Source organism: Bacillus sp. BD48, from assembly GCF_046566805.1.
Lineage (GTDB): Bacteria > Bacillota > Bacilli > Bacillales > Bacillaceae > Bacillus > Bacillus safensis.
In genome coordinates this window covers 708,428-735,154 of record NZ_JANGFM010000001.1, presented here as the reverse complement: position 1 = coordinate 735,154, position 26,727 = coordinate 708,428, and the positions used below count along the sequence as shown (strand labels likewise).

The 26,727-nt window shown below is 40.4% G+C and carries 25 protein-coding genes and 1 other annotated feature; of the genes, 20 read left to right on the top strand and 5 right to left on the bottom strand.

The window, feature by feature from the left end:
• The first annotated feature begins 2 nt into the window (after nt 1-2).
• The 8 genes from fabF (at nt 3) to ACLGGR_RS03785 (ending at nt 9,013) form a co-directional block, all read left to right on the top strand.
• Nucleotides 3-1,244 carry a beta-ketoacyl-ACP synthase II gene (gene fabF / locus ACLGGR_RS03820; RefSeq protein ID WP_251215656.1) on the top strand — a complete coding sequence of 414 codons (1,242 nt, stop codon included), beginning with the start codon at nt 3-5 and terminating at the stop codon, nt 1,242-1,244.
• A gap of 77 nt (nt 1,245-1,321) precedes the next feature.
• Nucleotides 1,322-2,125: a DUF2268 domain-containing putative Zn-dependent protease gene (locus tag ACLGGR_RS03815; RefSeq protein WP_410972525.1), complete on the top strand. Its 804-nt coding sequence runs from the start codon at nt 1,322-1,324 to the stop codon at nt 2,123-2,125.
• Between the two features lie 149 nt (nt 2,126-2,274).
• On the top strand, nt 2,275-3,255 hold the full coding sequence (locus ACLGGR_RS03810) for an ABC transporter ATP-binding protein (RefSeq protein ID WP_142944501.1): 981 nt from the start codon (nt 2,275-2,277) through the stop codon (nt 3,253-3,255).
• Entirely contained in the window at nt 3,252-4,274 is a 1,023-nt protein-coding gene (locus ACLGGR_RS03805) for an ABC transporter ATP-binding protein (protein ID WP_410972524.1), read from the top strand. Before ACLGGR_RS03810 ends, ACLGGR_RS03805 begins: the two co-directional genes overlap by 4 nt.
• Before the next feature lie 85 nt (nt 4,275-4,359).
• Nucleotides 4,360-5,994, top strand: coding sequence for a peptide-binding protein (locus ACLGGR_RS03800; protein ID WP_410972523.1), 1,635 nt, complete (start codon nt 4,360-4,362; stop codon nt 5,992-5,994).
• A 227-nt stretch (nt 5,995-6,221) separates the two neighbouring features.
• The gene (locus ACLGGR_RS03795; RefSeq protein WP_034621771.1) at nt 6,222-7,172 is read left to right on the top strand and encodes an ABC transporter permease; all 951 of its coding nucleotides are present in this window, start codon (nt 6,222-6,224) and stop codon (nt 7,170-7,172) included.
• A 33-nt stretch (nt 7,173-7,205) separates the two neighbouring features.
• Entirely contained in the window at nt 7,206-8,105 is a 900-nt protein-coding gene (gene opp4C, locus ACLGGR_RS03790) for an oligopeptide ABC transporter permease (protein WP_142945012.1), read from the top strand.
• A 155-nt stretch (nt 8,106-8,260) separates the two neighbouring features.
• Nucleotides 8,261-9,013, top strand: coding sequence for a YjbA family protein (locus ACLGGR_RS03785; RefSeq protein WP_039177811.1), 753 nt, complete (start codon nt 8,261-8,263; stop codon nt 9,011-9,013).
• A 35-nt stretch (nt 9,014-9,048) separates the two neighbouring features.
• Here the strand turns inward: ACLGGR_RS03785 and trpS are convergent, their stop codons facing one another.
• Entirely contained in the window at nt 9,049-10,044 is a 996-nt protein-coding gene (gene trpS, locus ACLGGR_RS03780; protein ID WP_142944504.1) for a tryptophan--tRNA ligase, read from the bottom strand.
• Between the two features lie 54 nt (nt 10,045-10,098).
• Nucleotides 10,099-10,319: a binding site (T-box leader), on the bottom strand.
• Between the two features lie 471 nt (nt 10,320-10,790).
• On the opposite strand from trpS, the gene ACLGGR_RS03775 reads away from it, so the two are divergent.
• From ACLGGR_RS03775 to spxA, 8 genes are all read left to right on the top strand, one after another.
• The gene (locus ACLGGR_RS03775; RefSeq protein ID WP_251215653.1) at nt 10,791-12,428 is read left to right on the top strand and encodes a peptide ABC transporter substrate-binding protein; all 1,638 of its coding nucleotides are present in this window, start codon (nt 10,791-10,793) and stop codon (nt 12,426-12,428) included.
• A gap of 116 nt (nt 12,429-12,544) precedes the next feature.
• Complete coding sequence (locus ACLGGR_RS03770) at nt 12,545-13,489, top strand: ABC transporter permease (protein WP_047201795.1); 945 nt, start codon at nt 12,545-12,547, stop codon at nt 13,487-13,489.
• 3 nt (nt 13,490-13,492) lie between these two features.
• Nucleotides 13,493-14,410: an ABC transporter permease gene (locus ACLGGR_RS03765; protein WP_048238483.1), complete on the top strand. Its 918-nt coding sequence runs from the start codon at nt 13,493-13,495 to the stop codon at nt 14,408-14,410.
• Between the two features lie 12 nt (nt 14,411-14,422).
• Complete coding sequence (locus tag ACLGGR_RS03760) at nt 14,423-15,502, top strand: ABC transporter ATP-binding protein (RefSeq protein WP_024425042.1); 1,080 nt, start codon at nt 14,423-14,425, stop codon at nt 15,500-15,502.
• A 1-nt stretch (nt 15,503) separates the two neighbouring features.
• Nucleotides 15,504-16,424, top strand: a complete 921-nt coding sequence (locus ACLGGR_RS03755) for an ABC transporter ATP-binding protein (RefSeq protein WP_024425041.1) — start codon at nt 15,504-15,506, stop codon at nt 16,422-16,424.
• 104 nt (nt 16,425-16,528) lie between these two features.
• The gene (locus ACLGGR_RS03750; RefSeq protein ID WP_323647277.1) at nt 16,529-16,816 is read left to right on the top strand and encodes a hypothetical protein; all 288 of its coding nucleotides are present in this window, start codon (nt 16,529-16,531) and stop codon (nt 16,814-16,816) included.
• A 137-nt stretch (nt 16,817-16,953) separates the two neighbouring features.
• Nucleotides 16,954-17,532, top strand: a complete 579-nt coding sequence (locus ACLGGR_RS03745) for a GNAT family N-acetyltransferase (protein WP_048238487.1) — start codon at nt 16,954-16,956, stop codon at nt 17,530-17,532.
• Nucleotides 17,533-17,725: 193 nt separating this feature from the next.
• Nucleotides 17,726-18,121 (top strand): transcriptional regulator SpxA, encoded by a 396-nt coding sequence (gene spxA, locus ACLGGR_RS03740; protein ID WP_003211421.1) that lies wholly within the window; start codon nt 17,726-17,728, stop codon nt 18,119-18,121.
• Nucleotides 18,122-18,160: 39 nt separating this feature from the next.
• On the opposite strand, the gene ACLGGR_RS03735 is transcribed toward spxA, so the two are convergent.
• Nucleotides 18,161-18,826 carry a TerC family protein gene (locus ACLGGR_RS03735; RefSeq protein WP_142944510.1) on the bottom strand — a complete coding sequence of 222 codons (666 nt, stop codon included), beginning with the start codon at nt 18,824-18,826 and terminating at the stop codon, nt 18,161-18,163.
• A gap of 264 nt (nt 18,827-19,090) precedes the next feature.
• Here ACLGGR_RS03735 and mecA point away from each other — a divergent pair, with 264 nt between their 5' ends.
• The 4 genes from mecA (at nt 19,091) to pepF (ending at nt 24,726) form a co-directional block, all read left to right on the top strand.
• Nucleotides 19,091-19,756: an adaptor protein MecA gene (mecA, locus tag ACLGGR_RS03730; protein WP_251215649.1), complete on the top strand. Its 666-nt coding sequence runs from the start codon at nt 19,091-19,093 to the stop codon at nt 19,754-19,756.
• 86 nt (nt 19,757-19,842) lie between these two features.
• The gene (cls, locus tag ACLGGR_RS03725) at nt 19,843-21,363 is read left to right on the top strand and encodes a cardiolipin synthase (RefSeq protein ID WP_323647275.1); all 1,521 of its coding nucleotides are present in this window, start codon (nt 19,843-19,845) and stop codon (nt 21,361-21,363) included.
• Nucleotides 21,364-21,524: 161 nt separating this feature from the next.
• Nucleotides 21,525-22,685, top strand: a complete 1,161-nt coding sequence (locus ACLGGR_RS03720; protein ID WP_410972522.1) for a competence protein CoiA family protein — start codon at nt 21,525-21,527, stop codon at nt 22,683-22,685.
• A 214-nt stretch (nt 22,686-22,899) separates the two neighbouring features.
• The gene (pepF, locus tag ACLGGR_RS03715; RefSeq protein WP_282707040.1) at nt 22,900-24,726 is read left to right on the top strand and encodes an oligoendopeptidase F; all 1,827 of its coding nucleotides are present in this window, start codon (nt 22,900-22,902) and stop codon (nt 24,724-24,726) included.
• Nucleotides 24,727-24,833: 107 nt separating this feature from the next.
• Here the strand turns inward: pepF and ACLGGR_RS03710 are convergent, their stop codons facing one another.
• From ACLGGR_RS03710 to ACLGGR_RS03700, 3 genes are all read right to left on the bottom strand, one after another.
• Nucleotides 24,834-25,007 carry a hypothetical protein gene (locus ACLGGR_RS03710; RefSeq protein WP_185907577.1) on the bottom strand — a complete coding sequence of 58 codons (174 nt, stop codon included), beginning with the start codon at nt 25,005-25,007 and terminating at the stop codon, nt 24,834-24,836.
• Nucleotides 25,008-25,303: 296 nt separating this feature from the next.
• Nucleotides 25,304-26,215: a ClpXP adapter SpxH family protein gene (locus ACLGGR_RS03705; protein ID WP_142944514.1), complete on the bottom strand. Its 912-nt coding sequence runs from the start codon at nt 26,213-26,215 to the stop codon at nt 25,304-25,306.
• Entirely contained in the window at nt 26,212-26,610 is a 399-nt protein-coding gene (locus ACLGGR_RS03700) for a globin domain-containing protein (RefSeq protein WP_008355333.1), read from the bottom strand. The genes ACLGGR_RS03705 and ACLGGR_RS03700 overlap by 4 nt, the downstream gene beginning before the upstream one ends.
• Nucleotides 26,611-26,727: the final 117 nt, after the last annotated feature.

The following is a 26,727-nucleotide window of genomic DNA, read 5'->3' as shown; positions in this document are numbered from 1 at the left end:
TAATGGATAAGAAACGAGTAGTTGTTACAGGTTTAGGTGCTTTGACACCACTTGGCAACGATGTAGAGTCAACATGGAAAAATGCTTTAGCGGGTGTATCAGGGGTTGGGCCGATCACACGTGTCGATTCAAGTGAATATACCGCAAAAGTAGCTGCAGAACTAAAAGATTTTAACATTGAAGATTACATGGAGAAAAAAGAAGCGCGTAAAATGGCACGCTTTACGCAATATGCAGTCGTTGCTGCTCAAAAGGCGCTGGAAGATTCACGTCTTGAAATCACAGATGAAATCGCACCGCGTGTTGGTGTATGGGTTGGGTCTGGTATTGGCGGACTTGAAACATTTGAAGAGCAGTTCGAAGTGTATTCAAATAAAGGGGCAAGACGCGTAAGTCCATTCTTCGTCCCAATGATGATTCCTGATATGGCGACAGGCCAAATCTCTATTGCACTTGGCGCAAAAGGGGTTAACTCTTGTACAGTGACAGCATGTGCAACAGGTACAAACTCAATTGGTGATGCATTTAAAGTCATTCAGCGCGGCGATGCAGATGCGATGATCACAGGCGGAACAGAAGCGCCGTTAACAAAGATGTCGTTTGCAGGCTTCTGTGCGAACAAAGCCCTTTCGACAAATCCTGATCCAGAGACAGCAAGCCGTCCATTCGACAAAAACCGTGACGGATTTGTCATGGGTGAGGGTGCAGGAATCATTGTTCTTGAAGAACTTGAGCATGCGTTAAAACGTGGTGCGACCATTTATGCAGAAATCGTTGGTTATGGTTCAACTGGAGATGCCTACCATATCACAGCGCCAGCTCCAAACGGTGAAGGCGGCGTCCGTGCAATGCAAGAAGCGATTCGAGATGCAGGTTTGTCTGTGGAAGAAATTGATTATATCAATGCCCACGGTACAAGCACACCTTACAATGATAAATTTGAAACAATGGCGATTAAAGAAGTGTTCGGCGAGCATGCGAACCAGCTTGCAATCAGTTCGACAAAATCAATGACAGGTCACTTACTTGGCGCAGCAGGCGGAGTAGAAGCCATTTTCTCTGTTCTTGCGATTAAAGACAGCGTCATTCCTCCAACCATTAACCTTGAAACACCGGATGAAGAATGTGATCTTGATTATGTAGCAAATGAAGCACGTTCAAAAGAAGTACAAGTTGCTTTAAGTAACTCACTTGGTTTTGGCGGGCATAATGCGACAATTATTTTCAAAAAATACGAAGCGTAATACTTCCTGAGAAAGCGGCGATCGATAAACAGATCGCCGCTTTTTTGCATATGATGAAAATGGAGGTGTTCAGCGGTATGGGTCTGATCAATACACAATATCTCATTCAACAATCATCATCATTTCAGGAGCTTGCAGCGCGCTTTGTTCCTTATTTTAAAGGGGCCGAGGAAAAAGAATGGTCGTCTATCCTCGCTCACCTGCAGCATCACGGGATGGTTCGGTCTTGGAGTTCGTGCCAAAACATGATCGACAAGCAAAAGGAAAAAGGGTACTTCAAGCTTGTCATGAAAGAATATCAAACGCTTCAAAAACAGTGGGAAGGTCCAGATATTCCTGTGTTTATTTTACCTGTCAATGAGACCAGCAGAGAAATCAGAGAGCAGTTTTATTATCAATCCGGCATGGCATTTGATGACAAGGTCTTTCTTTTTTTGTCTCCAAATACCCCGAAGGAGCGAATCGGTACATTGCTGACTCATGAATATCACCATGTATGCAGGCTGCATTTTCTCACAAAAGAAGAAAAAGACTTTACATTCCTCGATACAATCATGATGGAGGGGCTCGCTGAATATGCTGTGTATCATAGATATGGAGAAAGCTACACAGCGAAATGGACCACCTTCTATAGCGAAGATCAGCTTCAGCGCATGTACAAGAAATGGGTATCTGGACATCTAGATCAAAAAGTCCAGGACGACGAAAGGCTGATACAGAATCTTCTTTATGGAAAAGGGAACTACCCTAAAATGCTTGGTTACGCCACTGGGTTTTATATCGTGAAAAAGTATTTCAATGAGCACCGAATCAGCGAGGAGTCGATGATTGCAGAGCCGGCAGAAACCTTTTTAAAGGCGATAGAATCACAAAGTGAATAATTCGCATAAAAAGAGACATATTACAAATTTACTAAATACTTCTTGATTTCGTCATAACGATGTAATAATATACAAATAATTCTTTTTATTTTAAAAAGACGGAATATTCAGGTTCAATTCTATTGATCTATGGAGAAAGGGGCGAATGAATGAGCACGCTGCTTGAAGTGCAAAACTTAAAAACTTATTTTTTTCGAAAAAAGGAACCGATACCTGCTGTTGATGGCGTTGATTTCAGCATCAATAGAGGAGAAACTGTCGCATTAGTCGGTGAGTCTGGGTCTGGCAAAAGCATTACGTCCTTATCCATTATGGGTCTGATTCATGGAACGGGTGGGAAAATTATGGACGGTTCCATCAAACTTGATGGAAAGGACCTTGTTACATACAGTGAAAAGGAATTATGCAGCATCCGCGGTAATGATGTATCTATGATCTTTCAGGAACCCATGACCTCACTTAATCCCGTCTTAACCATCGGAGAACAAATAACAGAAATCCTCATCTATCACAAAAAACTTTCAAAAAAAGAAGCGGTCAAAAAAGCGGTTGATCTGCTGAAGCTTGTTGGTTTTTCCCGTCCGGAGCAAATCATGAAAGATTATCCGCACCGTTTATCAGGCGGCATGCGGCAAAGAGTGATGATTGCCATTGCGCTAAGCTGTGATCCGAAGCTTCTCATTGCAGATGAGCCGACAACTGCCCTAGATGTGACCATTCAAGCCCAGGTACTCACATTAATGAAAGATTTATGCTCTACCTTTGGTACATCTATTCTTCTTATCACACATGATTTAGGTGTCGTGTCTGAAGTTGCAGATCGTGTGATTGTCATGTACTGCGGACAGGTTGTTGAAAACGGGACCGTCGAAGAGTTGTTTGAACAGCCGCTTCATCCTTACACAGAAGGGCTGCTTGAATCGATTCCTGTCATTGACGGAGACATACAGCCGTTAACAGCGATCAAAGGGAATGTTCCTGCGCCAGATCAGCTTCCAGCTGGCTGCCGATTTGCTCCTAGATGCCCGCAAGTGAAGGAACGCTGCCTGGGAGAGCTGCCTAAGCTGAGAACATTTGAAAATGGCAGAAGCGTCAGATGTTTCTTATATGAGGAGGCAGACCAAACATGACCCTTACTCAAAATCAAACACAAATAACGGAATTACTAGAGAAAGAAACGATCCTTGAGCTGAAACAGATTCGAAAACATTTTCCGATTAAAGCGGGCGTCTTTCAGAAGAAAGTCGGTGCAGTGAAAGCTGTTGACGGCATAGACTTGAAGATTTATAAAGGTGAAACATTGGGCATTGTTGGAGAGTCAGGATGTGGTAAATCCACATTAGGCCGGACAATGATCCGCCTATATGAACCAACTGACGGTCAAATCTTTTTTAAAGGGCAAGACATCTCGCGCGTATCAGAATCAAAGCTAAGACAATCTACACGAAAAAACATCCAAATGGTTTTTCAAGATCCCTTTGCATCACTCAACCCTAGAAAAACACTTCGAAGCATCATCAAAGAACCCTACAAAACACATCACTTATATTCCTTAAAAGAAAGAAATGAAAAAGTAGAACAGCTTTTATCAAAGGTAGGTCTTCATCCAAGCTTTGCGAACCGCTATCCCCATGAATTTTCAGGCGGGCAGAGGCAGCGAATCGGCATCGCTCGTGCACTTGCCATGAATCCCGACATGATCATCGCAGATGAGCCTGTATCAGCACTTGATGTATCCATTCAGGCGCAGGTCATTAATCTGATGGAGGAGCTTCAGGAGGAATTTGATCTTACCTATCTATTTATCTCTCACGATTTAAGTGTGGTCAGGCATATTAGCGATAGAGTCGGCGTCATGTATCTCGGCAAAATGATGGAGCTTGCCGATAAGCACAGTCTGTACGATGAACCGCTCCATCCGTATACACAGGCCCTGCTTTCTTCTGTTCCCGTCACCCGTAAAAAAGGGCAGACGAAAAGAGAACGCATTATGCTGCAAGGTGACCTGCCGAGTCCTGCGAATCCGCCAAAAGGCTGTGTATTTCACACAAGATGCCCGCATGCGAAAGAAATCTGTAAAGAAAAAGTACCAGCATTTGAGGAATTAAAAACGAACCACTTTGTTGCCTGCCACCTCTACAACGCTTGATCAAGCTTGTATAATCTCATCTTTGAGAGGGGGGATGAAACAGGATTCTGTCATTATTTTTAAAAAAAGATAGGGGGAATTGTCTATGAAAGTTAGAAATAGAAAGTCCATTTTGGTCAGTTTACTGATGATTTTTACATTAATCCTTGCTGCTTGTTCTGGTGGAAATAAAACGTCTGGAGACAGTGAAAAGAAATCCACTGGTAAACCTGTACAAGGCGGCGATCTTGTCATCGGTTCAATTGCAGAGCCGACATTATTTAACTCGCTGTATTCTACAGATGTAGCAAGCTCTGATATTGAGGAAAGAATCTACAGCTTTTTACTTCAAACCGACGGAAAGCTGAACCCTCAGCTATCGCTGGCAGAGGATATTAAAGAATCTGATGACGGCAAGCAGTTTGATGTCACCATTAAAAAAGGTGTGAAGTTTCATGATGGTGAAGAACTGACTGCTGATGATGTTGTGTTTACATACAGCATTCCAATCAATAAGGACTACAATGGGGAGCGCGGATCAGGCTTTGAAGTATTAGAGTCTGTTAAAAAGACAGGGGACTACTCGATCGAATTCAAGCTCAATAAAAAAGATCCCTATTTTTATAATGTCACACTAGGAAGCTACGGTATTTTACCTAAGCATATTTTAGGTGATGTGCCTATAAAAGATCTCGGTGAAAACGAATTTAACCGAAAAAAACCAATCGGTTCAGGTCCATTTAAATTTGCAGAATGGAAAGAAGGAGACTACGTTAAACTAGAAGCCTTTGACGATTATTGGGATGGACGTCCTTACCTTGATACCGTCACGATTAAAACGATTCCTGATCAGAATGCAGCGGTTGCCCAGCTGTCAGCAGGAGATATTGATTTCTTTGCTGTACCAGGATCCGAGCTGCAAACAGCTGAAAAAGTGAGCAACATTAAAATTGAATCTGATTTAGGACTCAATTATTCATACATTGGCTGGAACCAGAAAAATGAACTCTTTAAAAGTAAAAAGGTCCGTCAAGCGCTGACACATGCCATTGATCGTCAAACGATTGTTGATCAAGTGTTAGATGGAGACGGCAAAGTAGCCAACATCCCAGAAAGTCCGCTGTCATGGAACTATCCAAAGGATGAAAGTGTTCCTGTGTTTGAATTTGATCAAGAAAAAGCGAAAAAGATGCTGAAAGAAGAGGGCTGGGAGGATACAGATGGAGATGGCTATCTTGATAAGGATGGTAAGAAATTCTCCTTTGTATTAAAGACCAACCAAGGAAACAAAGTTCGTGAAGATATCGCTGTCGTTGTCCAGCAGCAGCTGAAAGAAATTGGTGTAGAAGCAAAACCGCAAATTGTGGAATTCAGTGCACTCATTGAGCAGACGACAGCACCTAAATGGGATTATGATGCACTGCTGCTCGGCTGGAGCCTTGCGACATTCCCTGATCAGTTCAGCATCTTCCACTCAAGCCAGTCTGAAAAAGGCTTAAATAACATCTGGTATAAAAATAAAGAGGTCGATAAGCTGTTAGTTGATGCTAAAAAATTAAGTGATCGAAAAGAATATTCAAAGGCGTATGAAAAAATTTATAAACTGATCGCAGAAGATCAGCCGTATACGTTCCTTTACTATGCTAACTCACATCGTGCTATGCCATCTAATCTCCAAGGCTATTCTTACCACCCGAAAGATGAGTATTACAAAATCGAAAAATGGTGGCTTGAACAGTAGACTGCTAGTGAAGAAGGGGGAGAATTCTCCCCTTTCACCGTGAGAACAATCCCTTGCATTCGGTGTCAGTTCTCTGCGGGTGCTAAAAAGATCATTTCGTTCGCTCCGCTCAGCACGAGGATTCAAGGGTTTTCATATCACGCTGAAAAGAAGACAAAAGGCTAAAATAACATCATTTTGGCCTTTTTTTCACAGAATGGCGATCCGATGAAAAAGGAGTTGTGCATATGGTTACATATATCATTAGAAGGACATTGCTGTCGATTCCCATCTTATTGGGGATTACCATTTTGTCCTTTGCCATTATGAAAGCAGCACCAGGCGATCCGATGTCACTCATGATGGACCCTACCATTAGTGCGGCAGATCGGGAAGCCTTTATTGATAAGTACGGCTTGAACGATCCTGAATATGTGCAATATATGAAATGGCTTGGCAATATGCTTCAAGGTGACTTTGGCACATCCATTGTCAAAAAGGGAACGCCCGTGGCTGATTTGATTTTTGCCCGGCTGCCAAATACCCTCATCCTCATGATCTTTTCTACATTAGTTGCCCTGCTGATTGCTATCCCATTTGGTGTTCTTTCAGCAAAACGTCCGTATACAAAGCTTGACTATGGCATTACGGTTACATCTTTTATCGGACTGGCTATTCCAAACTTTTGGTTTGGTCTCATCCTCATTATGGTTTTATCCGTGAACTTAGGGTGGTTTCCAACTGGCGGAGTCTCTACCTTGAATGCCGATTTTAATGTGTTTGACCGGCTCCATCACATCATTTTACCAGCCTTTGTTTTAGCAACGGCTGATATGGCTGGGCTGACCCGGTACACAAGGTCGAGTATGCTTGATGTCATGAGGCAGGATTACATTCGCACAGCAAGAGCGAAAGGCTTTAGAGAAAACAAAGTCATTTTTAAGCATGGTTTAAGAAACGGTCTTATGCCTGTCATAACGATTTTCGGATTGATGATACCATCCTTTATTGGCGGCGCAGTCGTGGTGGAACAAATCTTCACATGGCCTGGACTTGGAAAGCTGTTCATTGATTCTGCCTTTTCGAGAGATTATCCGGTCATTATGGCAATGACCGTTATTTCCGCAGTGCTTGTGGTGGTTGGAAATTTAATAGCGGATATTTTATATGCAATCGTTGATCCGCGTATTGAATATTAGAAGGGAGCTGAAGCACAATTGGCACAGCCTAATATGGGAACACCTCCTGTTGATATCAAATTAAAGGAGGGCCTTCCGCCAAAGCCAGAGACGATGCTGCGTTTATTTTGCGAGAAATTTTTCAAAAATAAATTGGCGGTTGCCGGCTCCGTGATCTTATTGGTCATTATCTTTTCTGCCATTTTCGCTCCAGTGATTGCTCCATATGCACCAGAGCAGCAAGATTTATTGAAGCGGCTTCAGCCGCCAAGTGCTGAGCATTTTATGGGCACTGACAAGTTTGGACGCGATATTTTCTCAAGGGTGCTATATGGCGCGCGGGTCTCTTTATTAGTCGGTTTCGTCTCAGTGGTCGGTGCAATCACCATTGGCACTGTCGTTGGCGCGGTCGCGGGGTATTTCAAAGGATTTGTTGATTCCTTGTTAATGAGGTTTGTGGATGTCGTGTTGTCGATTCCAGACATTTTTCTATTGATCACGCTTGTCACCATTTTCAAGCCGGGCGTTGATAAATTGATTTTAATCTTTGCTTTGACCGGCTGGACAACAACGGCCAGGCTCATACGCAGTGAATTCTTATCACTTCGAACAAGAGAGTTCGTACTTGCGGCGAGAACCATTGGAACGAAAAATCATGTCATCATCTTTTCGCATATTTTACCGAACTGTATCGGTCCTATTATTGTATCGGCTACATTAAAAGTAGGCTCCGTGATTTTAGCTGAATCAACGCTCAGCTACCTTGGCTTTGGTATTCAGCCGCCAACGGCAAGCTGGGGCAACATGCTGCAAGATGCGCAAAATTTCTCGATTATGGTGCAAGCTTGGTGGTATCCGCTTTTTCCAGGTTTATTCATTTTGCTGACTGTTTTATGCTTTAATTTTTTAGGAGATGGGCTGAGAGATGCGCTTGATCCTAAAAAACTAAAGTAAAGTTTAAAGGGGCTCTGCATGCGCTCTCCGTTTCCTGATTGAAATAAACATGAAGCCATCATTCGCTCAGCTTGAAGTTTTGATAAAGTTGGAATAATTTCTCTATCCCTTGCCCATACTGTGGACAACAGTTTTTATAAAGTGAGGGATTGGTTATGTTATTTCTTCATGACGTATGGGTGAATTGGTTTGAAGGGGAAGAAAATGGCTACAATGTGTGTCATTTTCATGAGTGGCGCAAGGAGGACAGCGTTGAGCTGTTAGATCAAGTGCCTTTACTTAAGGTGCAGAGTCCTTTGTTTGATTACATAGAAAATGATCTTTCAGAGCTGCCAAAGACGCTGCTAGAGTCTGTATTTGAGAAATCATATATTCGAAAAAATCATGAACGCCGTAAATTAGAGTATTGCTTTGTGGTCACAGACGGCATACGAATCATTGCCGTGGATACGATTGGGTATTCCATACCTGTGAGAAAAAGCCGCTTGATCCCAAGGCAGGAGCAATTGGTGTATGAAATGGTGAAAGATGTGAAGGCAGAGGAATATGAATTTTCTAAGGACAGCCTTGAATCGACGAAAGAGTATCACATCCTATCACTGCCGCCGCAGCATATCAGCGGATTAACGAGAAAAGAAAGACAGCTGAAGCAGCTGATGTTTATGGCGCTCGATCAATTAAAAGGACTCCAAAATAGGGCAGAAATTGCGTATTGGTATACGGAATGGAACCCGCGCATGTACAACCAAATCAAACGAATGTCATTCGAAGAGATTTGGAACATGCTTTACAATGAGACGATTGATGGGTGGTCAGAGAATCATTTAGCCTTCTGTGAAAAAATGATTAAAGGACAGCCATTTTTCGAAAAGCTTTGGGAAATGGAAAACGAATCAAAAGTAAATTAGAAAAAGCTTGCAGCGTGTCGTGCTGCAAGCTTTTTTTATTTGCGTTTTCTGCCAAGACCCATCGCATTCTCCATTTTTTTCAGCATTTTGTTTGCTGCACGGTTTGCTTTTTCAGCACCTTCGTCTAGAATACGGTCAAGCTCGTCTGATTCAATGAGTTCATAGTAACGATCTTGAATAGGTTTTAAAGCATTAACGACAACGTTCGCAAGATCTCCTTTAAACTCACCATACCCTTTGCCTTCGTACTTTTGCTCCAGCTCTGCAATCGATATGTTGCCTAATACAGAATAAATCGTCAGCAAGTTGGCAATTCCAGGCTTGTTCTCTTTGTCATACCTCACGATGCCTTCTGAATCCGTCACAGCACTTTTAATTTTCTTTTCAAGCTGCTTTGGTTCATCTAATAAGGTAATGAAGGATTTTTGGTTCGGATCGGATTTGCTCATTTTTTTCGTTGGATCAGTTAAAGACATAATCCGAGCGCCTTCTTTTGGAATTTTCACTTCAGGCACAGTGAAGATGTCATTGTACTTTCGATTAAAGCGTTCAGCAAGCGTTCTAGTCAATTCAAGATGCTGCTTTTGGTCTTCTCCAACAGGGACTAAATCAGTACCATATAATAAAATATCGCCAGCCATTAATGGGGGATACGTTAATAGGCCTGAAACAACAGCTTCCTTACCAGCGGATTTGTCCTTAAATTGGGTCATTCTTTCTAATTCCCCAATATAAGCAACACATTGCAGCATCCATCCTGCCTGGGCGTGAGCAGGTACCTCTGATTGGATAAACAATGTCGCCTTCTCTGGATCAAGTCCAACAGCTAAATAAAGAGCTGCTAAGCTTCTAATATTTTGGCGGAGAGCTAATCGGTCCTGACTCACTGTAATCGCATGCTGATCTACGACACAAAAATAGCCATTATAGTCATGCTGCAAATCGACAAATTGCTTCATTGCTCCAATATAGTTCCCTAATGTGACAGAACCGCTCGGCTGAATGCCTGAAAAAATTGTCTTCTTTGTCATACTAAAAACCTCTTTTCTTCAATATAAAAAGGCCCACCCGTCACTTTTCAACAGAAAAGGGACGAATGAACCGTGGTACCACCCTTGTTATTTCACATAGAAATCACTCAAGACGTTGATAACGGAGACTGCTCCGTCTAAGCCTACTCACTTTTTTGGAAGTGTTCGGTTAGCTGCTCCAAAGCCCATTCCATACATGCCATTATCTGCTCACACCGGCCGCAGACTCTCTGTAAATGGTGAATATATGTACTCTTCTTTTTCATCGCAACAATATGTCTATCTATTATAAAGGATGACCATGAAAAAGTCACGAAGCCATTATGTGACCTTCTCATCATGCCTATTGACACTTAAAATTTTAGATAAAATAACAAATATCTGTTAAAAAGGATGATTAATTATATGTATAAAACATTATTCCTGCTGAATTTGTTAAATTATTTTAATCAATTTACGCTTTAATTTGTTGAAGTGATTGAGACTTTAGTTTATAAAAATCCCTCTTTATCCCCATTTACGTTTTTAAAAAATATATGAAATTGATATTGCAATAAATTATTCTATTCATTATAATGAATTTGTTCACACGTTTGTGCTAGGCTCTTTACATAGTGAAAATTCAGAAAAAACAAAAGAAATAGAAAGTAAGCTATTCAGGGACTTTTTTACGCTATTTCTTAAATCTGAATCTCATCTTCTATCGAGACCTTTGAACTAAAAACATATTATAAGGGGGAATACAGTTGAAAAAGCGTTGGTCTGTTGTTACTTTAATGCTTATTTTCACACTTGTATTAAGCGCTTGTGGTTTCAGCGGAAACAAATCAGGCGACAGCACGAGCAGTTCTGGAGAGGCTAAAACAACATTAAATGTGAATATCTCCACTGAGCCTTTTTCTCTACATCCGGGATTGGCAAATGATTCAACTTCAGGTAGTGTCATCCGTCAGACTTTTGAGGGATTAACAAGAATTAACGCTGAAGGAAAGCCAGAAAATGCAATGGCTTCTGATATCAAAACAAGTGCTGATGGTAAAACATACACATTCACACTTCGTGATGCAAAATGGTCTAATGGTGACCCTGTCACAGCTAAAGATTTCGAATATGCTTGGAAATGGGCATTAGATCCTAAAAATGAATCTCAATATGCTTACCAGCTTTACTATATTAAAGGTGCTGAAGCAGCAAATAAAGGGGAAGCAAAAGTTGATGATGTTGGCATTAAAGCTAAAGACGACAAGACGCTTGTAGTTGAGTTAGAGAACCCAACACCGTTCTTTACTGAACTAACTGCATTCTATACTTATATGCCAATCAACCAAAAAGTGGCTGAAAAGAATAAAAACTGGTACACAAATGCTGGTGAAAACTACGTATCTAACGGACCATTCGTTCTTTCTCAATGGAAACACGGCGGTTCTATCACGCTTGAAAAGAACAATGAATACTGGGATAAAGATACTGTGAAATTGAAAAAGATCAACATGTCTATGATCAAAGATACAAACACTGAGCTTAGCATGTTCAAAAAAGGCGAGCTTGACTGGGCTGGTTCTCCAACTGGAAGCCTACCAACTGAGTCTTTAAAAACATTGAAAAAAGATGGCGGTTTGAAAATCCAAACGATCGCTGGTATCTATAACTACAAATTCAACACAAAAGTAAAACCTTTAAACAATGCAAACATCCGTAAAGCCCTTACTTACTCAATCAACCGTCAAGCGATCGTTGACAAAATTACGCAAGGTGAACAAGTTCCAGCAATGGCAATCGTTCCACCGACAATGAAAGGGTTCACTGACAACAAAACTGGCTACTTCAAAGATCATGATGTAGCAACTGCTAAAGAACTTCTTGAAAAAGGTGTGAAAGAATTAGGTTACAAGTCTGTTTCTGATCTTCCAACATTGAAACTTTCTTACAACACAGATGAAGGCCACCAAAAGATTGCTCAAGCAATTCAAGAAATGTGGAAAAAAGATTTAGGCGTGAAAGTTGAACTTGATAACTCTGAGTGGAACGTATACATCGACAAAATCCACAGCGGAGACTACCAAATCGGACGTATGGGCTGGTTAGGTGACTTCAATGATCCAGTCAACTTCCTTGAGCTTTACAAAGATAAAGACGGTGGAAACAACGACACTGGCTGGGAAAACAAAGAGTACAAACAATTGTTGAATGATTCTGCAAAAGAAACAGATCAAACGAAGCGTGAAGAAATGCTGAAAAAAGCAGAAGAAATCATCATTGACGATATGCCTGTAGCACCAATTTACTTCTACACTCAGCTTTGGGTACAAGATCCAAAACTTAAAGGTGTAGTTGTATCTGGACTAGGTGATGTTCAATACAAATGGGCACATTTCGAAAAGTAAGAGTTATAGTGTAAGAGATCTACGGCAAGGATCTTAAGGTATATGGAGGATGTCTCTCCATATACCTTTCTTGCTGATTAGAGAAATTGTTGTAAAATCATGGAGGTGCAATTCCGTTGCTTAAATATATCGGTAAGCGATTAATATATATTTTAATCACACTGTTTGTTATTGTAACTGCAACTTTCTTTCTCATGCAGGCAGCACCTGGTGGTCCATTCTCTGGTGAGAAGAAACTTCCTGCTGAAATTGAAGCAAACCTAAACGAGCACTACGGGTTGGACAAGCCCTTATTTGTTCAATATGTAAGCTACCTAGGTTCAGTTGCAAAATTAGATTTTGGTCCCTCATTTAAATATAAAGGACAAACCGTAAATGACTTAATCAGTTCTGGATTCCCCGTTTCCTTTACCCTCGGAATTGAGGCAATTCTCCTCGCATTAGCATTTGGTGTATTGTTTGGGGTCCTTGCAGCGCTCTATCATAACAAGTGGCAAGACTATACGATTGCCATTTTAACGATCTTTGGAATCTCAGTTCCAAGTTTCATTTTAGCGGCGCTACTACAATATGTATTTGCATCTGAGGCAAGCATTATAGCGATCTTCCCAGTTGCAGGATGGGAGTCTTGGGCCAGCACCGTACTACCTTCTATTGCACTTTCCTTCATGCCAATGGCATTTATCGCTAGACTTGCACGGTCAAGTATGCTTGAAGTACTAAATAGTGACTACATTAGAACGGCTAGAGCGAAAGGATTAACAAAATCAGCTGTGACGATCAAACACGCCATCCGAAACGCATTGTTACCTGTTATCACATACATGGGACCAATGGCTGCTTCAGTTTTAACAGGTAGTTTTGTCGTTGAGAAGATTTTTGGTATCCCTGGATTAGGCTCTCACTTTGTCACAAGTATTACAAACCGTGATTACACCGTCATCATGGGTGTTACAGTCTTCTACAGTATTATTCTATTAGTCAGTATTCTAGTCGTTGACGTCCTCTACGGTATTATCGATCCTAGAATTAAACTGACGAAGGCGAAGAAAGGGGTCTAACACATGGAAGAGATGAGAAAAGATTTATTTGTGCCTGCGACAGCTGACGCAGCAGAATCTGAAAAAATTTCTAAACCTAGTCTATCTTTATGGAAGGATGCTATGCTTCGCTTCCGTGCCAATAAACTTGCAATGGTTGGACTCACAATCATTTTTATTATTGTGATGCTGGCCATCTTTGTTCCGATTTTTTCTAAATACGATTACTCCACGACCGATTTGCTGAATGCTGACCAGCCGCCTTCAAAAGAGCACTGGTTCGGTACAGATGATTTAGGACGTGACATGTTTGTCCGTACATGGGTCGGAGCAAGAATTTCGATCTTCATCGGTCTTGCTGCAGCGCTCCTTGACGTAATCATCGGTATTATTTGGGGAAGTATTGCTGCGTTCAAAGGCGGCCGTACAGATGAAGTGATGATGCGTATTGCAGACGTTTTATGGGCGATTCCAACACTATTAATGGTCATCTTAATGATGGTTGTTCTTCCTAAAGGATTATTAACGATAATCCTCGCCATGACAGTCGTAGGCTGGATTAACATGGCACGTATTGTTCGGGGACAGGTTTTACAATTAAAGAGTCAAGAGTACGTTCTTGCAGCACAAACATTAGGTGCGAAAACATCTAGACTTTTATTTAAACACTTAATTCCAAACTCAATGGGACCAATTCTTGTGACGATGACATTAACGATTCCTTCTGCTATCTTCACAGAAGCATTCCTAAGCTATCTAGGGCTTGGTGTACCGGCTCCGTTAGCGAGCTGGGGAACAATGGCGTCTGACGGAATTCCGGCCATGACGTACTACCCTTGGAGATTATGGTTCCCAGCCGCATTTATCTGTATTACAATGTTTGGTTTTAACGTGGTTGGAGACGGACTAAGAGACGCTTTAGATCCGAAGTTGCGTAAATAAGGAGTGATTAGGATGGAACGTGAACGTATTCTAGAGGTGAAAGACCTTGCAATCTCATTTAAAACATATGGTGGAGAGGTTCAAGCCATTCGTGGTGTGAACTTCCACTTAAATAAAGGCGAGACACTTGCTATTGTAGGTGAATCTGGCTCTGGTAAAAGTGTGACATCACAAGCCATCATGAGATTAATTCCGATGCCGCCGGGTTATTTCAAGCGCGGACAGATCCTGTTTGATGGGCAAGATATTGTCAAGAAAACCGAGAAACAAATGCAAACCATTCGAGGAAAAGACATCTCAATGATCTTCCAAGATCCGATGACGTCTTTGAATCCAACGATGAAAGTTGGGAAACAAATTACAGAAGTGCTGTTCAAGCATGAACAAATTTCAAAAGAAGCGGCTGAAAAAAGAGCCATTGAACTATTGGAGCTTGTTGGAATTCCAATGCCTGAAAAAAGAATTAAACAATATCCGCACGAATTTAGTGGCGGGATGAGACAAAGGGTTGTCATCGCCATGGCACTCGCAGCAGATCCAAAGCTGTTGATTGCCGATGAGCCGACGACTGCACTTGATGTAACAATTCAAGCACAAATTTTAGAATTAATGAAAGAAATTCAGCAAAAGGTTGACACTTCGATTATCTTTATTACGCATGATCTAGGTGTTGTTGCTAACGTCGCTGATCGTGTAGCTGTTATGTATGCAGGACAGATTGTGGAAACAGGGACAGTCGATGAAATTTTCTACAATCCAAAGCATCCGTATACATGGGGACTTTTAGCATCAATGCCGAGCCTTGACACAGATGGCGGAGATGAAGGAAAGCTGACGGCAATTCCAGGAACACCACCAGATCTGACAAACCCGCCGAAAGGAGATGCATTTGCACTCCGCAGCGATTATGCAATGAAAATTGACTTCGAACAAGAACCGCCAATGTTCAAAGTATCAGATACGCATTATGTGAAATCATGGCTACTTCATCCGAATGCACCTAAAGTTGAACCGCCTGCTTCTGTAAAGGCGAGAATGCGTGAACTAGAAGGTAGCTACGAAAAACCTGTATTAGTAAAAGAGGGTGAATAGCATGGCAGAAAAACTGTTAGAAATCAAAAATTTGAAGCAACATTTCCATACAGCAAGAGGAACTGTGAAAGCAGTTGACGGTGTTTCATTTGATATTTACAAAGGTGAAACGCTTGGTCTTGTAGGTGAGTCTGGTTGTGGTAAATCCACTACGGGCCGTTCGATCATTAGACTTTATGATGCGACAGACGGTGAAGTTCTTTATAAAGGGGAAAATGTACACGGGAAGAAATCAAGACAAAAAATGCTTGAGTTCAACCGTCAAATGCAGATGATCTTCCAAGATCCATATGCTTCACTCAACCCTAGAATGACAGTGCTTGATATCATTGCAGAGGGCATCGACATTCATGGCCTTGCGAAAACAAAGCAAGCGCGTAAAGAGCGTGTGTACCAATTACTTGAAACCGTTGGCTTGAACAAAGAGCATGCGAACAGATACCCGCATGAATTCTCTGGTGGTCAAAGGCAGCGTATCGGAATTGCACGTGCATTAGCAGTAGAGCCAGATTTCATCATCGCAGATGAACCAATCTCTGCATTAGACGTGTCGATCCAAGCGCAGGTCGTCAACTTATTGAAAGAGCTTCAAGAGGAAAAAGGCTTAACGTATTTATTCATTGCGCATGATCTGTCCATGGTAAAATACATCAGCGATCGTATCGGCGTGATGTATTTCGGAAAATTGGTTGAGCTGGCACCAGCGAATGAATTATACGAAAACCCGCTGCATCCATATACAAAATCATTGCTGTCTGCGATTCCGCTTCCAGATCCAGATTATGAGCGTAACCGCAAACGAATCAAGTATGACCCATCTGTTCATAAAGGAACAAACACCGAGTTCCGTGAAGTAAAGCCAGGTCACTTTGTGAGCTGCACAGAGGAAGAATTCAAAGAGCTTCAGGCGAAACAATCATAAGAAGAAAGAAGCACTGCTAAGTCAGTGCTTCTTTTTTTAGTTTACAAAAAAACAAGATGATGGTAATTTTTAGTTAAGTACAAGCAGATACCGGAGGAAATCAGATGTCCAATTGGAAAACTTATCGTTATTCATTACTTCATGTTCTCATTGTATTCATGCTTTTTTCAACTTCTTTTTTCAGGAAATCAAACGGAGGAAAGTGGATGCTTGCGTTTATGGTGCTCATTGGGATTGTGTCTTTTTCGGTGGAATATATGCTTAACCGAAAGACAAGCGGTCAGAAGCAAGAAGCACGTCGTGTAAAATACCTTTATTTGATCATGTTTCAAATTGCGATGACACTTATCCTCTTTGGCTGTTTTCAACTCGTTATGAATCGTTCGTTATAAAACATTTTTTACGTTAATTGAAAAAAAGTGAAACTACTTAAGACTTTGCTGCGTCTTACTAGTACAGGCGTTTAAATAGCAGGAAATCGGGAATATCTAAGGAAGTGGTTCTTAACTATAGCATAAGGAGCAGATCCATGAATTGGTATGAAAAGCTCAGTGAATACTTCCCGATAGAAGAAATGAAGTCAAAAGAGCATATGGAAGCTTTATTAAAGGAAAGAAGTGATATTTATCATAAGGAGGAAGGACCTCATCATGTGATGATGTACGCCGAATTTGATTCTTTCATCTTTATTGATTATTTATTTGTTTCCAAAGATGCAAGAGGTGAAGGCCTCGGGTCAAAGCTTATTCATAAGCTGAAGGAAAAAAAGAAACCGATCTTGCTTGAGGTCGAGCCTGTAGATGAAGATGATGCAGATACTGCAAAACGCCTAAAGTTTTACCAAAGAGAGCACTTCAAGCATGCAGAATCAATCGGTTATAAACGCAGGTCACTTGCAACAAATGAAGTGAACCGCATGGAAATTCTTTATTGGTCGCCTCTTACAAATCATGAGGAAGAAATCATGGAAGCCATGAGGAAAACCTATGAACGAATCCATACGTATAAAGATGAAGAATGGTATGGACAATCGTATGAGGATGTTGATGATGTATTGAAGGTCATTGAAAATAGAAAGCAAAAAAATATTTTCGATCATCTCGACTAAATGAGAATGTTCAGACATCAAGCAGCACCACAAAATGAATGAAATTGTCTACTTTTTGTCACAAAAATTGCAAGAAAATCTGTTCACACTTACTTTTTTATAGTATAATCACTATAAAGATTACTTATTTAGAACAATTTTAATTTAAGAATACAGATCAATATTCATTCTACAAATTGAGGAGTGAAGATTTATGGTAACATTATACACATCACCAAGCTGTACATCATGTAGAAAAGCAAGAGCGTGGTTAGAAGAGCACAATATCCCATATCAAGAGAGAAACATTTTTTCTGAGCCTCTTTCAATCGATGAAATCAAAGAAATTCTTCGAATGACAGAAGACGGTACAGATGAAATTATCTCAACACGTTCAAAAGTATTCCAAAAACTAAATGTCAATGTTGAGACAATGCCGCTTCAACAATTGTATAAACTAATCAATGAGCATCCAGGTCTTCTGCGTCGTCCAATTATCTTGGATGAAAAAAGATTACAAGTTGGGTACAATGAAGATGAAATTAGACGTTTCTTACCAAGAACGGTTCGTACATTCCAACTAAGAGAAGCTCAGCGACTTGCTAACTAATAAAAACACGAAAAGCTGCCGATCATTTGGCAGCTTTTTTTATTTGTTTTCAGCCGTTTGCTCGTAAAAGAGGCTGGCTAATATGACCGCTATGACGGTTAAAAACGGAAGCATCAATTCAAGCGTGGCATGCTGTGCCATAAATTCAGTCAATTTCACATCACGCACAATCATTTCGCCACCTGTAAAGGCCAAGAGCGCACTTCCTCCGTATAAAAGAAACGGAAATTTGGTTAAAGCTGCATGAATCAGCTTGCTTCCCCAAATAATAATCGGTACAGAAATCATAAGACCAAACGCGGTCAGTAGCATGTTGCCTTTAGCTGCACCTGCAACTGCTATGACATTATCAAGTGACATAAAGAGGTCGGCAATCACAATGGTTTGAACCGCACGCCAAAGGGAGCCGCTGCTCTTAATCCGAATGGATTCCTTCTTTTGTTCAATTAACAGATTGTATCCTATATAAAGGAGAAAAAGACCGCCAATAAATTGCAAATAAGGGATAGTCAATAAATAAACTGCGGCACCAGTCATTGTAATTCTCATCAGCACGGCCAAAAGTGTGCCGATCAAAATGGCTTTATTGCGTTTGTCATGTGATAAGCTTCGACTGGCCATCGCAATAATGAGCGCATTATCTCCGCCTAAAATTAGGTCTATGCCAATAATCATCAGTAAGGATACGATCCACTCTGTTTCCATCCATTTCACCTCATGTCCCAAATAGAGCTCGTACAACCAATATATGAAGACAATTCAAATATATGTTTCTGCAAGTTTTCTCTGCAAAAAATGCGTTTTTATTTCTTTTATTCATGTTTTATCATAAAATAGACAGTACGAAGCAATACCTCAATTCTTTAAAAGGTTAACATGTAGACGGAACGGGTAAAGTGTAGTAAAGTACTATTAATTGGGAGCTTGTATGTCCCTTCAACATCTTATATAGAAGGGAAGGTTGGCAAAATGGAAATCGAAAGAATAAATGAACATACAGTCAAATTTTATATTTCCTACGGTGATATTGAAGATCGCGGATTTGACCGTGAAGAGATTTGGTACAATCGTGAGCGCAGTGAAGAGCTGTTTTGGGAAGTAATGGACGAAGTGCACGAAGAAGAAGAATTTGCAGTAGAGGGACCGCTTTGGATTCAAGTACAGGCACTTGACAAAGGTCTTGAAATTGTCGTGACAAAAGCCCAACTTTCTAAAGATGGACAAAAGCTCGAATTGCCGATTCCAGAAGATAAAAAAGGTCAAACAGATGAAGAAAGCTTAGACGCACTGCTTGATGATTTTAATAAAGAAGAGCAAGATCAAGAAGAACATAATGAGAAGGACAAAAAACTTCAACTTCAATTTGTGTTAAAAATGGATGACTTTGAAGATTTGATTGCACTTTCTCAATTAAATATGCAGGATTTTACCACAAGTTTATATTCGTTTGAAAACCGTTATTATCTATATGTTGACTTCCACGAGGATTTGTCAGATGAGCAAGTGGAGAATAAGCTCAGCATTTTGCTTGAATATGCTCATGAATCAGTGGTCAGCATCTACAGACTGAAAGAATACGGTCAGCTGATTATCGAAGGGAATGCCCTTGAAACGATTCAACAGCACTTCTCGTAACTAACAAAAAGTCGATTTCTATAGAGGAATCGACTTTTTTATCTGAATGAATAGGTAAATAAAGAGATCGGCAAGGAGAAAATGAAATGAGAAATGTAGTCAAAGTTCTATTTTTTCTTATCATTACGATAGGTGCTTATTTAATCATCCAGTTGATTGCCGGTGATTTAGCGGTAAGTGTATTAAGTTCTGTCAGTGTTCTATTTACTTTATCGATTATTTTCATCGGCTTTGTTATTTTCTTGGAGAACCGGAATCCGTCTCAAACGATTACATGGCTTGTCCTCCTTGGCAGCTTTCCATTATTCGGCTTTTTGTTCTACATTTTCTTTGGACGCAATATCAAAAAGCGCCGGCTGTTTGAAAAGAAGGCGGTACTGGACGAGCAGTTAATCCAGGAGGATGAACGTATTCATAGAGAAGCGATTGAAAAAATGACGCATATGGGTGATCATCAGCAGCTCTTATTTAAGCTGGCCCATAGACTTGGACATACCCCTATTACATATCGCACGTCCTCTAAAGTCTTAACCAATGGTGAAGAAACATTCTCTCATATTTTTGAAGAGATCAAAAAAGCAACACATCACATTCATTTAGAATATTACATTCTCCGCCACGATGACCTTGGCCAAGAATTAAAGGACATTCTCATTGAAAAAGCGAAAAATGGTGTGATTGTCCGCTTTTTATATGACGATGTAGGAAGCTTAAAGCTCTCGCGTCAATATATTGCTGACCTAGAAAAGGCTGGCGTTCAGATCGTTCCGTTCTTACCAGTAAGGCTTCCCCTTTTAAATAATAAAATCAACTTCCGAAATCATAGAAAAATTGTCGTGATTGATGGAGAAGTGGGATTTGTCGGCGGACTTAACATTGGTGACGAATACATGGGTAGAAGCAGACAATATGGATTCTGGCGTGATACCCATCTGATGATTAAGGGCGAAGCTGTTCGCGACCTCCAGCAGATTTTCATGCAGGATTGGTATTATATGACGAATGAAAGATGCTCAGGTGTGGACTATTTCAAAGATTTCAGCCACCTTGAGAGTACAACAGAAGGCGTACAAATGATTGCTGGCGGGCCTGACAAGCAGTGGGAGGTCATTAAAAATCTCTTTTTCTCCATGATCATCTCCGCCAAAAAGTCCATTTGGATCGCATCACCGTATTTTGTGCCGGATGATGATATTTTGTCCGCATTGAAAATTGCCGCATTGAGCGGAGTAGATGTACGGATTATTGCTCCAAAGAATCCTGATAAACGAATTGTCTTCCATGCATCTCGTTCATACTTCCCGGAGCTTCTTGACGCAGGGGCAAAGGTGTACGAGTATGATCAAGGCTTTATGCATAGTAAATTTATTATTGTGGATAGCGAGCTGGCTTCGATTGGAACGGCAAACATGGATATGAGAAGCTTTCATTTGAACTTTGAAGTGAATGCCTTCCTTTATAAAACGAAAAGCACAGAGAAGCTCGTCAACGATTTCTTAGGTGATTTAGAGCAGTCACATGAGATTGTTCCAGAAGAATTTGCAAAGAGACCTTTGAGGGTCAGACTGTTTGAATCAACAGCAAGATTATTGTCACCACTTTTATAAAGATTGTATTTTCCCCCTTTTCTAAAAGGGGATTTTTTATTTTACTGAGGAAATGATCAGTAAAATCATCTTTTGACACGATAAAAATTCATTTTGCCTATTCGCTTCCTTATAGACGAACAAGCTATAATACGGTCATCAAAGAACAAGGGGTGAACTGAATGAATGCAGCAATTATGGATAACGGTAAGCTTCTCCGAATGACACATCATCTATCGAAAAGCCGTCTGGAGCATGTAAGGACGACGTGCAAATTTTATTGTCCTGAATGCAGTGAGGAGGTGCAATTAAAGCTAGGGGAGCATCGTATCTACCATTTTGCGCATAAACAGCTGACCGCATGTCCGTTAGCCTCAGGGGAAACGGCTTATCATCAGGAGGGAAAGGAAGCCATTATGAATTGGCTGAAGTGGCTTGGATATAAACCGGCTCTGGAAAAGTATATGTCAAAGATTCATCAGCGTCCTGATGTCACTGTCTCTATAGGAAGTACAACCTATGCAATCGAATTTCAATGTGCAAATATTTCCCGGCAAGAGCTGCGAAGAAGAACAGCGGGTCTTCGTGAAGCAGGATTCTGGCCTATATGGATGATAGGGGCAAATCGTTTAAAACGAAAATCTGCCCAGCTTTTTTCTTTCTCCTCCATTCATTGGGAAATTTTAAGGGAATCAGAGAAGCGGCGGTTGATTTTTTTCTGCCCGATCCAGAATCGGTTCATCCATCTTGATCAATTTCTCGTGTTTCAACCAACGAAAGTATGTGCCGCAATGACTGTCAGACCACCTTCAGCATACCGTGAAATTCCGGCACTCTTATCTCTGTCCTCAAGCAAGCATCAAGTAAACCAACAATGGCTTAAATGTATACAGCAATTTAGGCACCGTCCTCCCCGCATTTTATCAAATGAAAGCAAACGTATGAGAGATATTTTTTATGAGCATCATCAAACAGCATTCCCTTTTTTGCCAACTGAATTATTTATCCCAGTGCAAGAAGCGTATATCTTTGCAAGTCCCGTGTATGTTTGGCAAGGGTGTCTCTATGATTGGATGATAAGGAAAAAAGGAAACGGAAGAGTGACGATTCAACAGCTGATGATGGAAATCAATCGATGTGTGCAAATGAAAGAAGTAAAACTCCGATATGGCGATGTTTCAAGAGAAGAAATAAAAGAGGTGATCACTTCATATGTAAAGGGGCTTGTTAGACAAGGGTTTTTACATATGACGAAAGAGGGTAATTATGAAGTATCGTCGAATCAAATGCCTATACGAACAGTAGATGAAGTGTTAAAACGGGATGCTTTCTTATTTCATTAGCATGTTTCATGACCACTTTGATCATGATAAGAAAAAGGTGGTGCTGCTATTGAATCGAAAGAAACGCTTTTTTCTCATTTTTTTAGTCTGTTTGGTATTTATTTCTGCATATGATTTGACAAATATAGTTCAAAACAAAGAAGATAAATACAACACCAATTTTTTTCACTTTCCGAAAGGTTGGTTCAACACAACTCATGCAAGGGGGATTCATATGACTTCACAAAACAAAAACAATCATTTACCAGACAGAAGCGAAGTAAAAGAAGAAAACAAATGGCGTCTTGAAGATATTTTTGAAAGCGTCGATGCATGGAACAAGGAATTCGAAGCGGTCAAAAAAGAAATTCCGAAGCTGGCCCAATTTAAAGGCAAGCTGGCCCATTCTGCTGATGTCCTGTATGAAGCCCTAACCTTTCAGGATCAACTTTCTGAAAAGCTTGGCAAGCTTTATACATATGCGCACATGAAATACGATGAAGATACAACGAACTCATCATTTCAGGCGTTAAATGATAAGGCATCAAATCTATTTACACAGCTGTCTAGTACATCTGCTTATATTGTTCCAGAGATTTTATCGATTCAAGAAGATAAATTGCAGCAATTCATACTGGAAAAAGAAGAATTAAAACTGTATTCACATGCTCTCGAAGAAATTAATAAAGAGCGTCCACATATTTTAAGTGAGGAGCAGGAAGCTTTATTAGCTGAGGCCTCTGAACCACTTTCATCTTCATCTACTACTTTTAGTATGTTTAACAACGCCGATATTTCGTTCCCTTCTGTAAAGGATGAGAATGGAGAGGAAAAGAAAATTACCCACGGCAACTTTATCACATTTTTAAATAGTGATGATCGTGAAGTGAGAAAGAATGCCTTTAAAGCTGTGTATAAAACGTATGATCAGTATAAGAACACACTTGCTTCTACACTGAGCGGTTCGATTAAGAAGGATAATTTTTATGCAAAAGTACGAAATTATAAATCGGCAAGAGAAGCAGCACTATCACGAAACAGCATTCCGGAAGAAGTGTATGACAATCTAATTGATACAGTTCATCAATATTTACCGTTATTACACCGCTATATTGAATTACGTAAAAAGGTATTAAAGCTTGATGAAGTGCACAATTACGACTTGTATACACCACTTGTGAAAGATGCTGGCATGAAGCTCACCTACGATGAAGCAAAGGATTATATGCTGAAAGGGTTAGCACCATTAGGAGAAGAATATGTGTCCGTGTTAAAAGAAGGACTCGACAATCGCTGGGTAGACGTTTATGAGAATAAAGGGAAACGAAGCGGTGCGTATTCATCTGGAAGCTATGGTACAAATCCATATATCCTCATGAACTGGCAAAATAATATTGATAATTTGTTTACGCTGGCTCATGAATTTGGCCACTCTGTCCACAGCTACTATACAAGAAAGCACCAGCCATATCCGTATGGAAACTATAGTATCTTTGTAGCTGAAGTGGCTTCCACTACAAATGAAGCGTTACTAGGCGAATACCTGCTTAATCATTTAGACGATAAAAAGCAGCGTTTGTATGTGTTAAACCACTTGTTAGAAGGATTTAGAGGAACGGTATTCAGACAAACGATGTTTGCTGAGTTTGAGCATCTTATTCATGTGAAGGCACAAGAAGGAGAGGCTTTAACGCCAGAATTTATGACAAACCTTTATTATGACCTGAATAAGAAGTATTTTGGTGACGGCATGGTGGTTGATAAGGAAATTGGATTAGAGTGGACGAGAATCCCTCATTTCTATTACAACTATTATGTGTATCAATACGCGACAGGCTATAGTGCGGCGCAGGCATTAAGCAAGCAAATCTTACAAGAAGGAAAACCAGCGGTAGAGCGCTACACAGATTTCCTTAAAGCAGGAAGCTCTGATTATCCAATCAATGTGCTGAAAAAAGCAGGTGTTGATATGGCTTCTAAAGAACCAATTGAAGCAGCATGTCAATTGTTCGAAGAAAAACTAAAAGAAATGGAAGAGCTTATCTCAAAAACAGGTGAGTAATGAAAAGACTTCTGTCAGAGGTGTGAGTGCTATCTCATCTTTTGACAGGAGTTTTTTTCTCATAAAAAAAGACCTCTTCAGGTGTCGAGGCCGTTCCTTGTCAATCATCAACCTTTAAAACCTCTAAAGGTCTTACGGTGATTCATTCGATAAAGCGTAAAAAGAATCGAAGCAAACAAGAGTGGAGACGTCAAATAAAGAGGAAGCATCTTCATTAAGCCTAATATATTTAAAAAGAAACATATGCCAATGGCAACAAGTCCAATAGTTGTGCTGCGCATGCAGATCCCCCCATTTTTTTGTTACTTTTACTATATGAAAGTGACAACCCTCTTATGTTTTGTGACAAAAATATGAACATATAGTATATCTGTTGTCATAAGTCGACAAAATTTGATATACTACAGATGTGAAATTAATCACATACAAACATTACCCCTTTGTTTGACCGTGAAAAATTTCTCCCATCCCCTTTGTTGTCGTTAAGACATAGTGAAACCGCGCTTATCCCGGCGCGGTTTCTTCGTGTTTATAATTAGAACAAACGTTCCTGATGGAGGTAAAGAAAAAACATGGGTCAGCACCCATGTTCATTCTCACAGCGATAGACATCAAGATCTGTATGGTGATCATTCTCTTTATAGCGCCAAAACATTTCTTGCTGCACTTGTACACGTTCTACTTTTTGAGAGAAAGCCAGCTTCTTCATTTCTCGTTCAACTTCGTCAAGCGTCAAGTCATAGACAACGGCTATCTCTTTTGCGGAAGCAAATTGAAAGTAAGCAATAAACCATTCAATTGGAGGCCGTTCTGAAGGTGTTGGTTTTTCACCAATCATTTCAAAAAGGATTTCCTCGTATATATCATAAGAGTAGGCACCTGAAATTTTTAATCCTTCATCTCCATTTACGGTATTAAAAAAGGCGAAGGTTGGAAGCTCAGATACGTCCATTTCAGCTGCAATTTTCATATCACATTGTAGGGCTTTCACAGCACTTTGAGAATGAATGTCACGCTGGAATTCTTCGATGTCCAGTCCAGCATTTTTTGCATTTTCTAGAAGTACCTGCTCACTTGTGACATCCTGCTGATGGCAAAAAAGTGATTCTTGAATGAGACGCAAAAATTTCATTCCGCATTTTCTACCTTGAAGCTCCGCCGCTTTTAGTGCGAGTGAGGCGAGGTAGGGTGATGTCACAATTTGTTCAGACAGCATTTGTTCTTTTTTGGTCTGTGTTTTAGTGGCAAATTTCCCCCATGCTTCAGTCAGTAAATGCTTCTTTCTTTTCCGATTCAATGCATTAATACTAGAGCTTGTTACCGTTCGTAAAGTGAAAAAACGGCCATATTTCATTTTTAATTTTTTAATGGATGGCTCTAATAACCAGCAGTCCGGGCTTAGAGGATCAATGAATACATAGATTTCAATCGGCTTTTGAGGATGTCCGTGACAGTGTGAGAAATATTGATCGTGCGTATTGCAGCTCAAGATCGTCCATCCTTTTCAGGTGTTTGGTTGACCATATGGCGAGCCGTCAGAGAAAGCCGCTCAAATAAAAAGTCACGAATATCGCCGGTTAATCCTACTTGATCCATTGCATCCTCCATGCATTCAAGCCATGCGTCAGCCCGCTCCTCAGTAATCGGAAAAGGGAGATGTCTCGCCCGCAGCATTGGGTGGCCATGCTCCTCTGTATAAAGCGGTGGTCCGCCTAAATATTGCGTTAAAAACTGTTTTTGTTTTCTTGCTGTTTCTTTTAAGTCATCCGGGAAAATAGGATGAAGCAAAGGATGACACTTTACATTTTCATAAAAAGTATCAACAAGTTGCGATAGAAGTTCCTCTCCAACCGCTTCGTAAGGTGCGTTAAACGATTGTACCATGTTGACTACTCCTTTTACTCGTAGTTAATAGGATGACCCACCCTATTGCGAATTTCATTTATTTCAAAAGTGATATTCAGTTTGTTCTATTTTATTGTTTCTATTCTTGTACTTATT

Excerpts from the sequence above, each read along its gene's own strand:
- ACLGGR_RS03785 (WP_039177811.1), top strand. The coding sequence starts at position 8,261 with ATGTTATTTCTTCATGACGTATGGGTGAATTGGTTTGAAGGGGAAGAA.
- ACLGGR_RS03710 (WP_185907577.1), bottom strand. The coding sequence starts at position 25,007 with ATGCGCAGCACAACTATTGGACTTGTTGCCATTGGCATATGTTTCTTT.
- fabF (WP_251215656.1), top strand. The coding sequence starts at position 3 with ATGGATAAGAAACGAGTAGTTGTTACAGGTTTAGGTGCTTTGACACCA.
- ACLGGR_RS03750 (WP_323647277.1), top strand. The coding sequence starts at position 16,529 with ATGTCCAATTGGAAAACTTATCGTTATTCATTACTTCATGTTCTCATT.
- ACLGGR_RS03735 (WP_142944510.1), bottom strand. The coding sequence starts at position 18,826 with ATGGAAACAGAGTGGATCGTATCCTTACTGATGATTATTGGCATAGAC.
- ACLGGR_RS03760 (WP_024425042.1), top strand. The coding sequence starts at position 14,423 with ATGGAACGTGAACGTATTCTAGAGGTGAAAGACCTTGCAATCTCATTT.
- spxA (WP_003211421.1), top strand. The coding sequence starts at position 17,726 with ATGGTAACATTATACACATCACCAAGCTGTACATCATGTAGAAAAGCA.
- ACLGGR_RS03765 (WP_048238483.1), top strand. The coding sequence starts at position 13,493 with ATGGAAGAGATGAGAAAAGATTTATTTGTGCCTGCGACAGCTGACGCA.
- ACLGGR_RS03700 (WP_008355333.1), bottom strand. The coding sequence starts at position 26,610 with ATGGTACAATCGTTTAACGCACCTTACGAAGCGGTTGGAGAGGAACTT.
- cls (WP_323647275.1), top strand. The coding sequence starts at position 19,843 with ATGAGAAATGTAGTCAAAGTTCTATTTTTTCTTATCATTACGATAGGT.
- ACLGGR_RS03795 (WP_034621771.1), top strand. The coding sequence starts at position 6,222 with ATGGTTACATATATCATTAGAAGGACATTGCTGTCGATTCCCATCTTA.
- ACLGGR_RS03815 (WP_410972525.1), top strand. The coding sequence starts at position 1,322 with ATGGGTCTGATCAATACACAATATCTCATTCAACAATCATCATCATTT.
- ACLGGR_RS03800 (WP_410972523.1), top strand. The coding sequence starts at position 4,360 with ATGAAAGTTAGAAATAGAAAGTCCATTTTGGTCAGTTTACTGATGATT.
- pepF (WP_282707040.1), top strand. The coding sequence starts at position 22,900 with ATGACTTCACAAAACAAAAACAATCATTTACCAGACAGAAGCGAAGTA.
- ACLGGR_RS03805 (WP_410972524.1), top strand. The coding sequence starts at position 3,252 with ATGACCCTTACTCAAAATCAAACACAAATAACGGAATTACTAGAGAAA.
- ACLGGR_RS03810 (WP_142944501.1), top strand. The coding sequence starts at position 2,275 with ATGAGCACGCTGCTTGAAGTGCAAAACTTAAAAACTTATTTTTTTCGA.
- trpS (WP_142944504.1), bottom strand. The coding sequence starts at position 10,044 with ATGACAAAGAAGACAATTTTTTCAGGCATTCAGCCGAGCGGTTCTGTC.
- mecA (WP_251215649.1), top strand. The coding sequence starts at position 19,091 with ATGGAAATCGAAAGAATAAATGAACATACAGTCAAATTTTATATTTCC.
- ACLGGR_RS03745 (WP_048238487.1), top strand. The coding sequence starts at position 16,954 with ATGAATTGGTATGAAAAGCTCAGTGAATACTTCCCGATAGAAGAAATG.
- opp4C (WP_142945012.1), top strand. The coding sequence starts at position 7,206 with ATGGGAACACCTCCTGTTGATATCAAATTAAAGGAGGGCCTTCCGCCA.
- ACLGGR_RS03755 (WP_024425041.1), top strand. The coding sequence starts at position 15,504 with ATGGCAGAAAAACTGTTAGAAATCAAAAATTTGAAGCAACATTTCCAT.
- ACLGGR_RS03720 (WP_410972522.1), top strand. The coding sequence starts at position 21,525 with ATGAATGCAGCAATTATGGATAACGGTAAGCTTCTCCGAATGACACAT.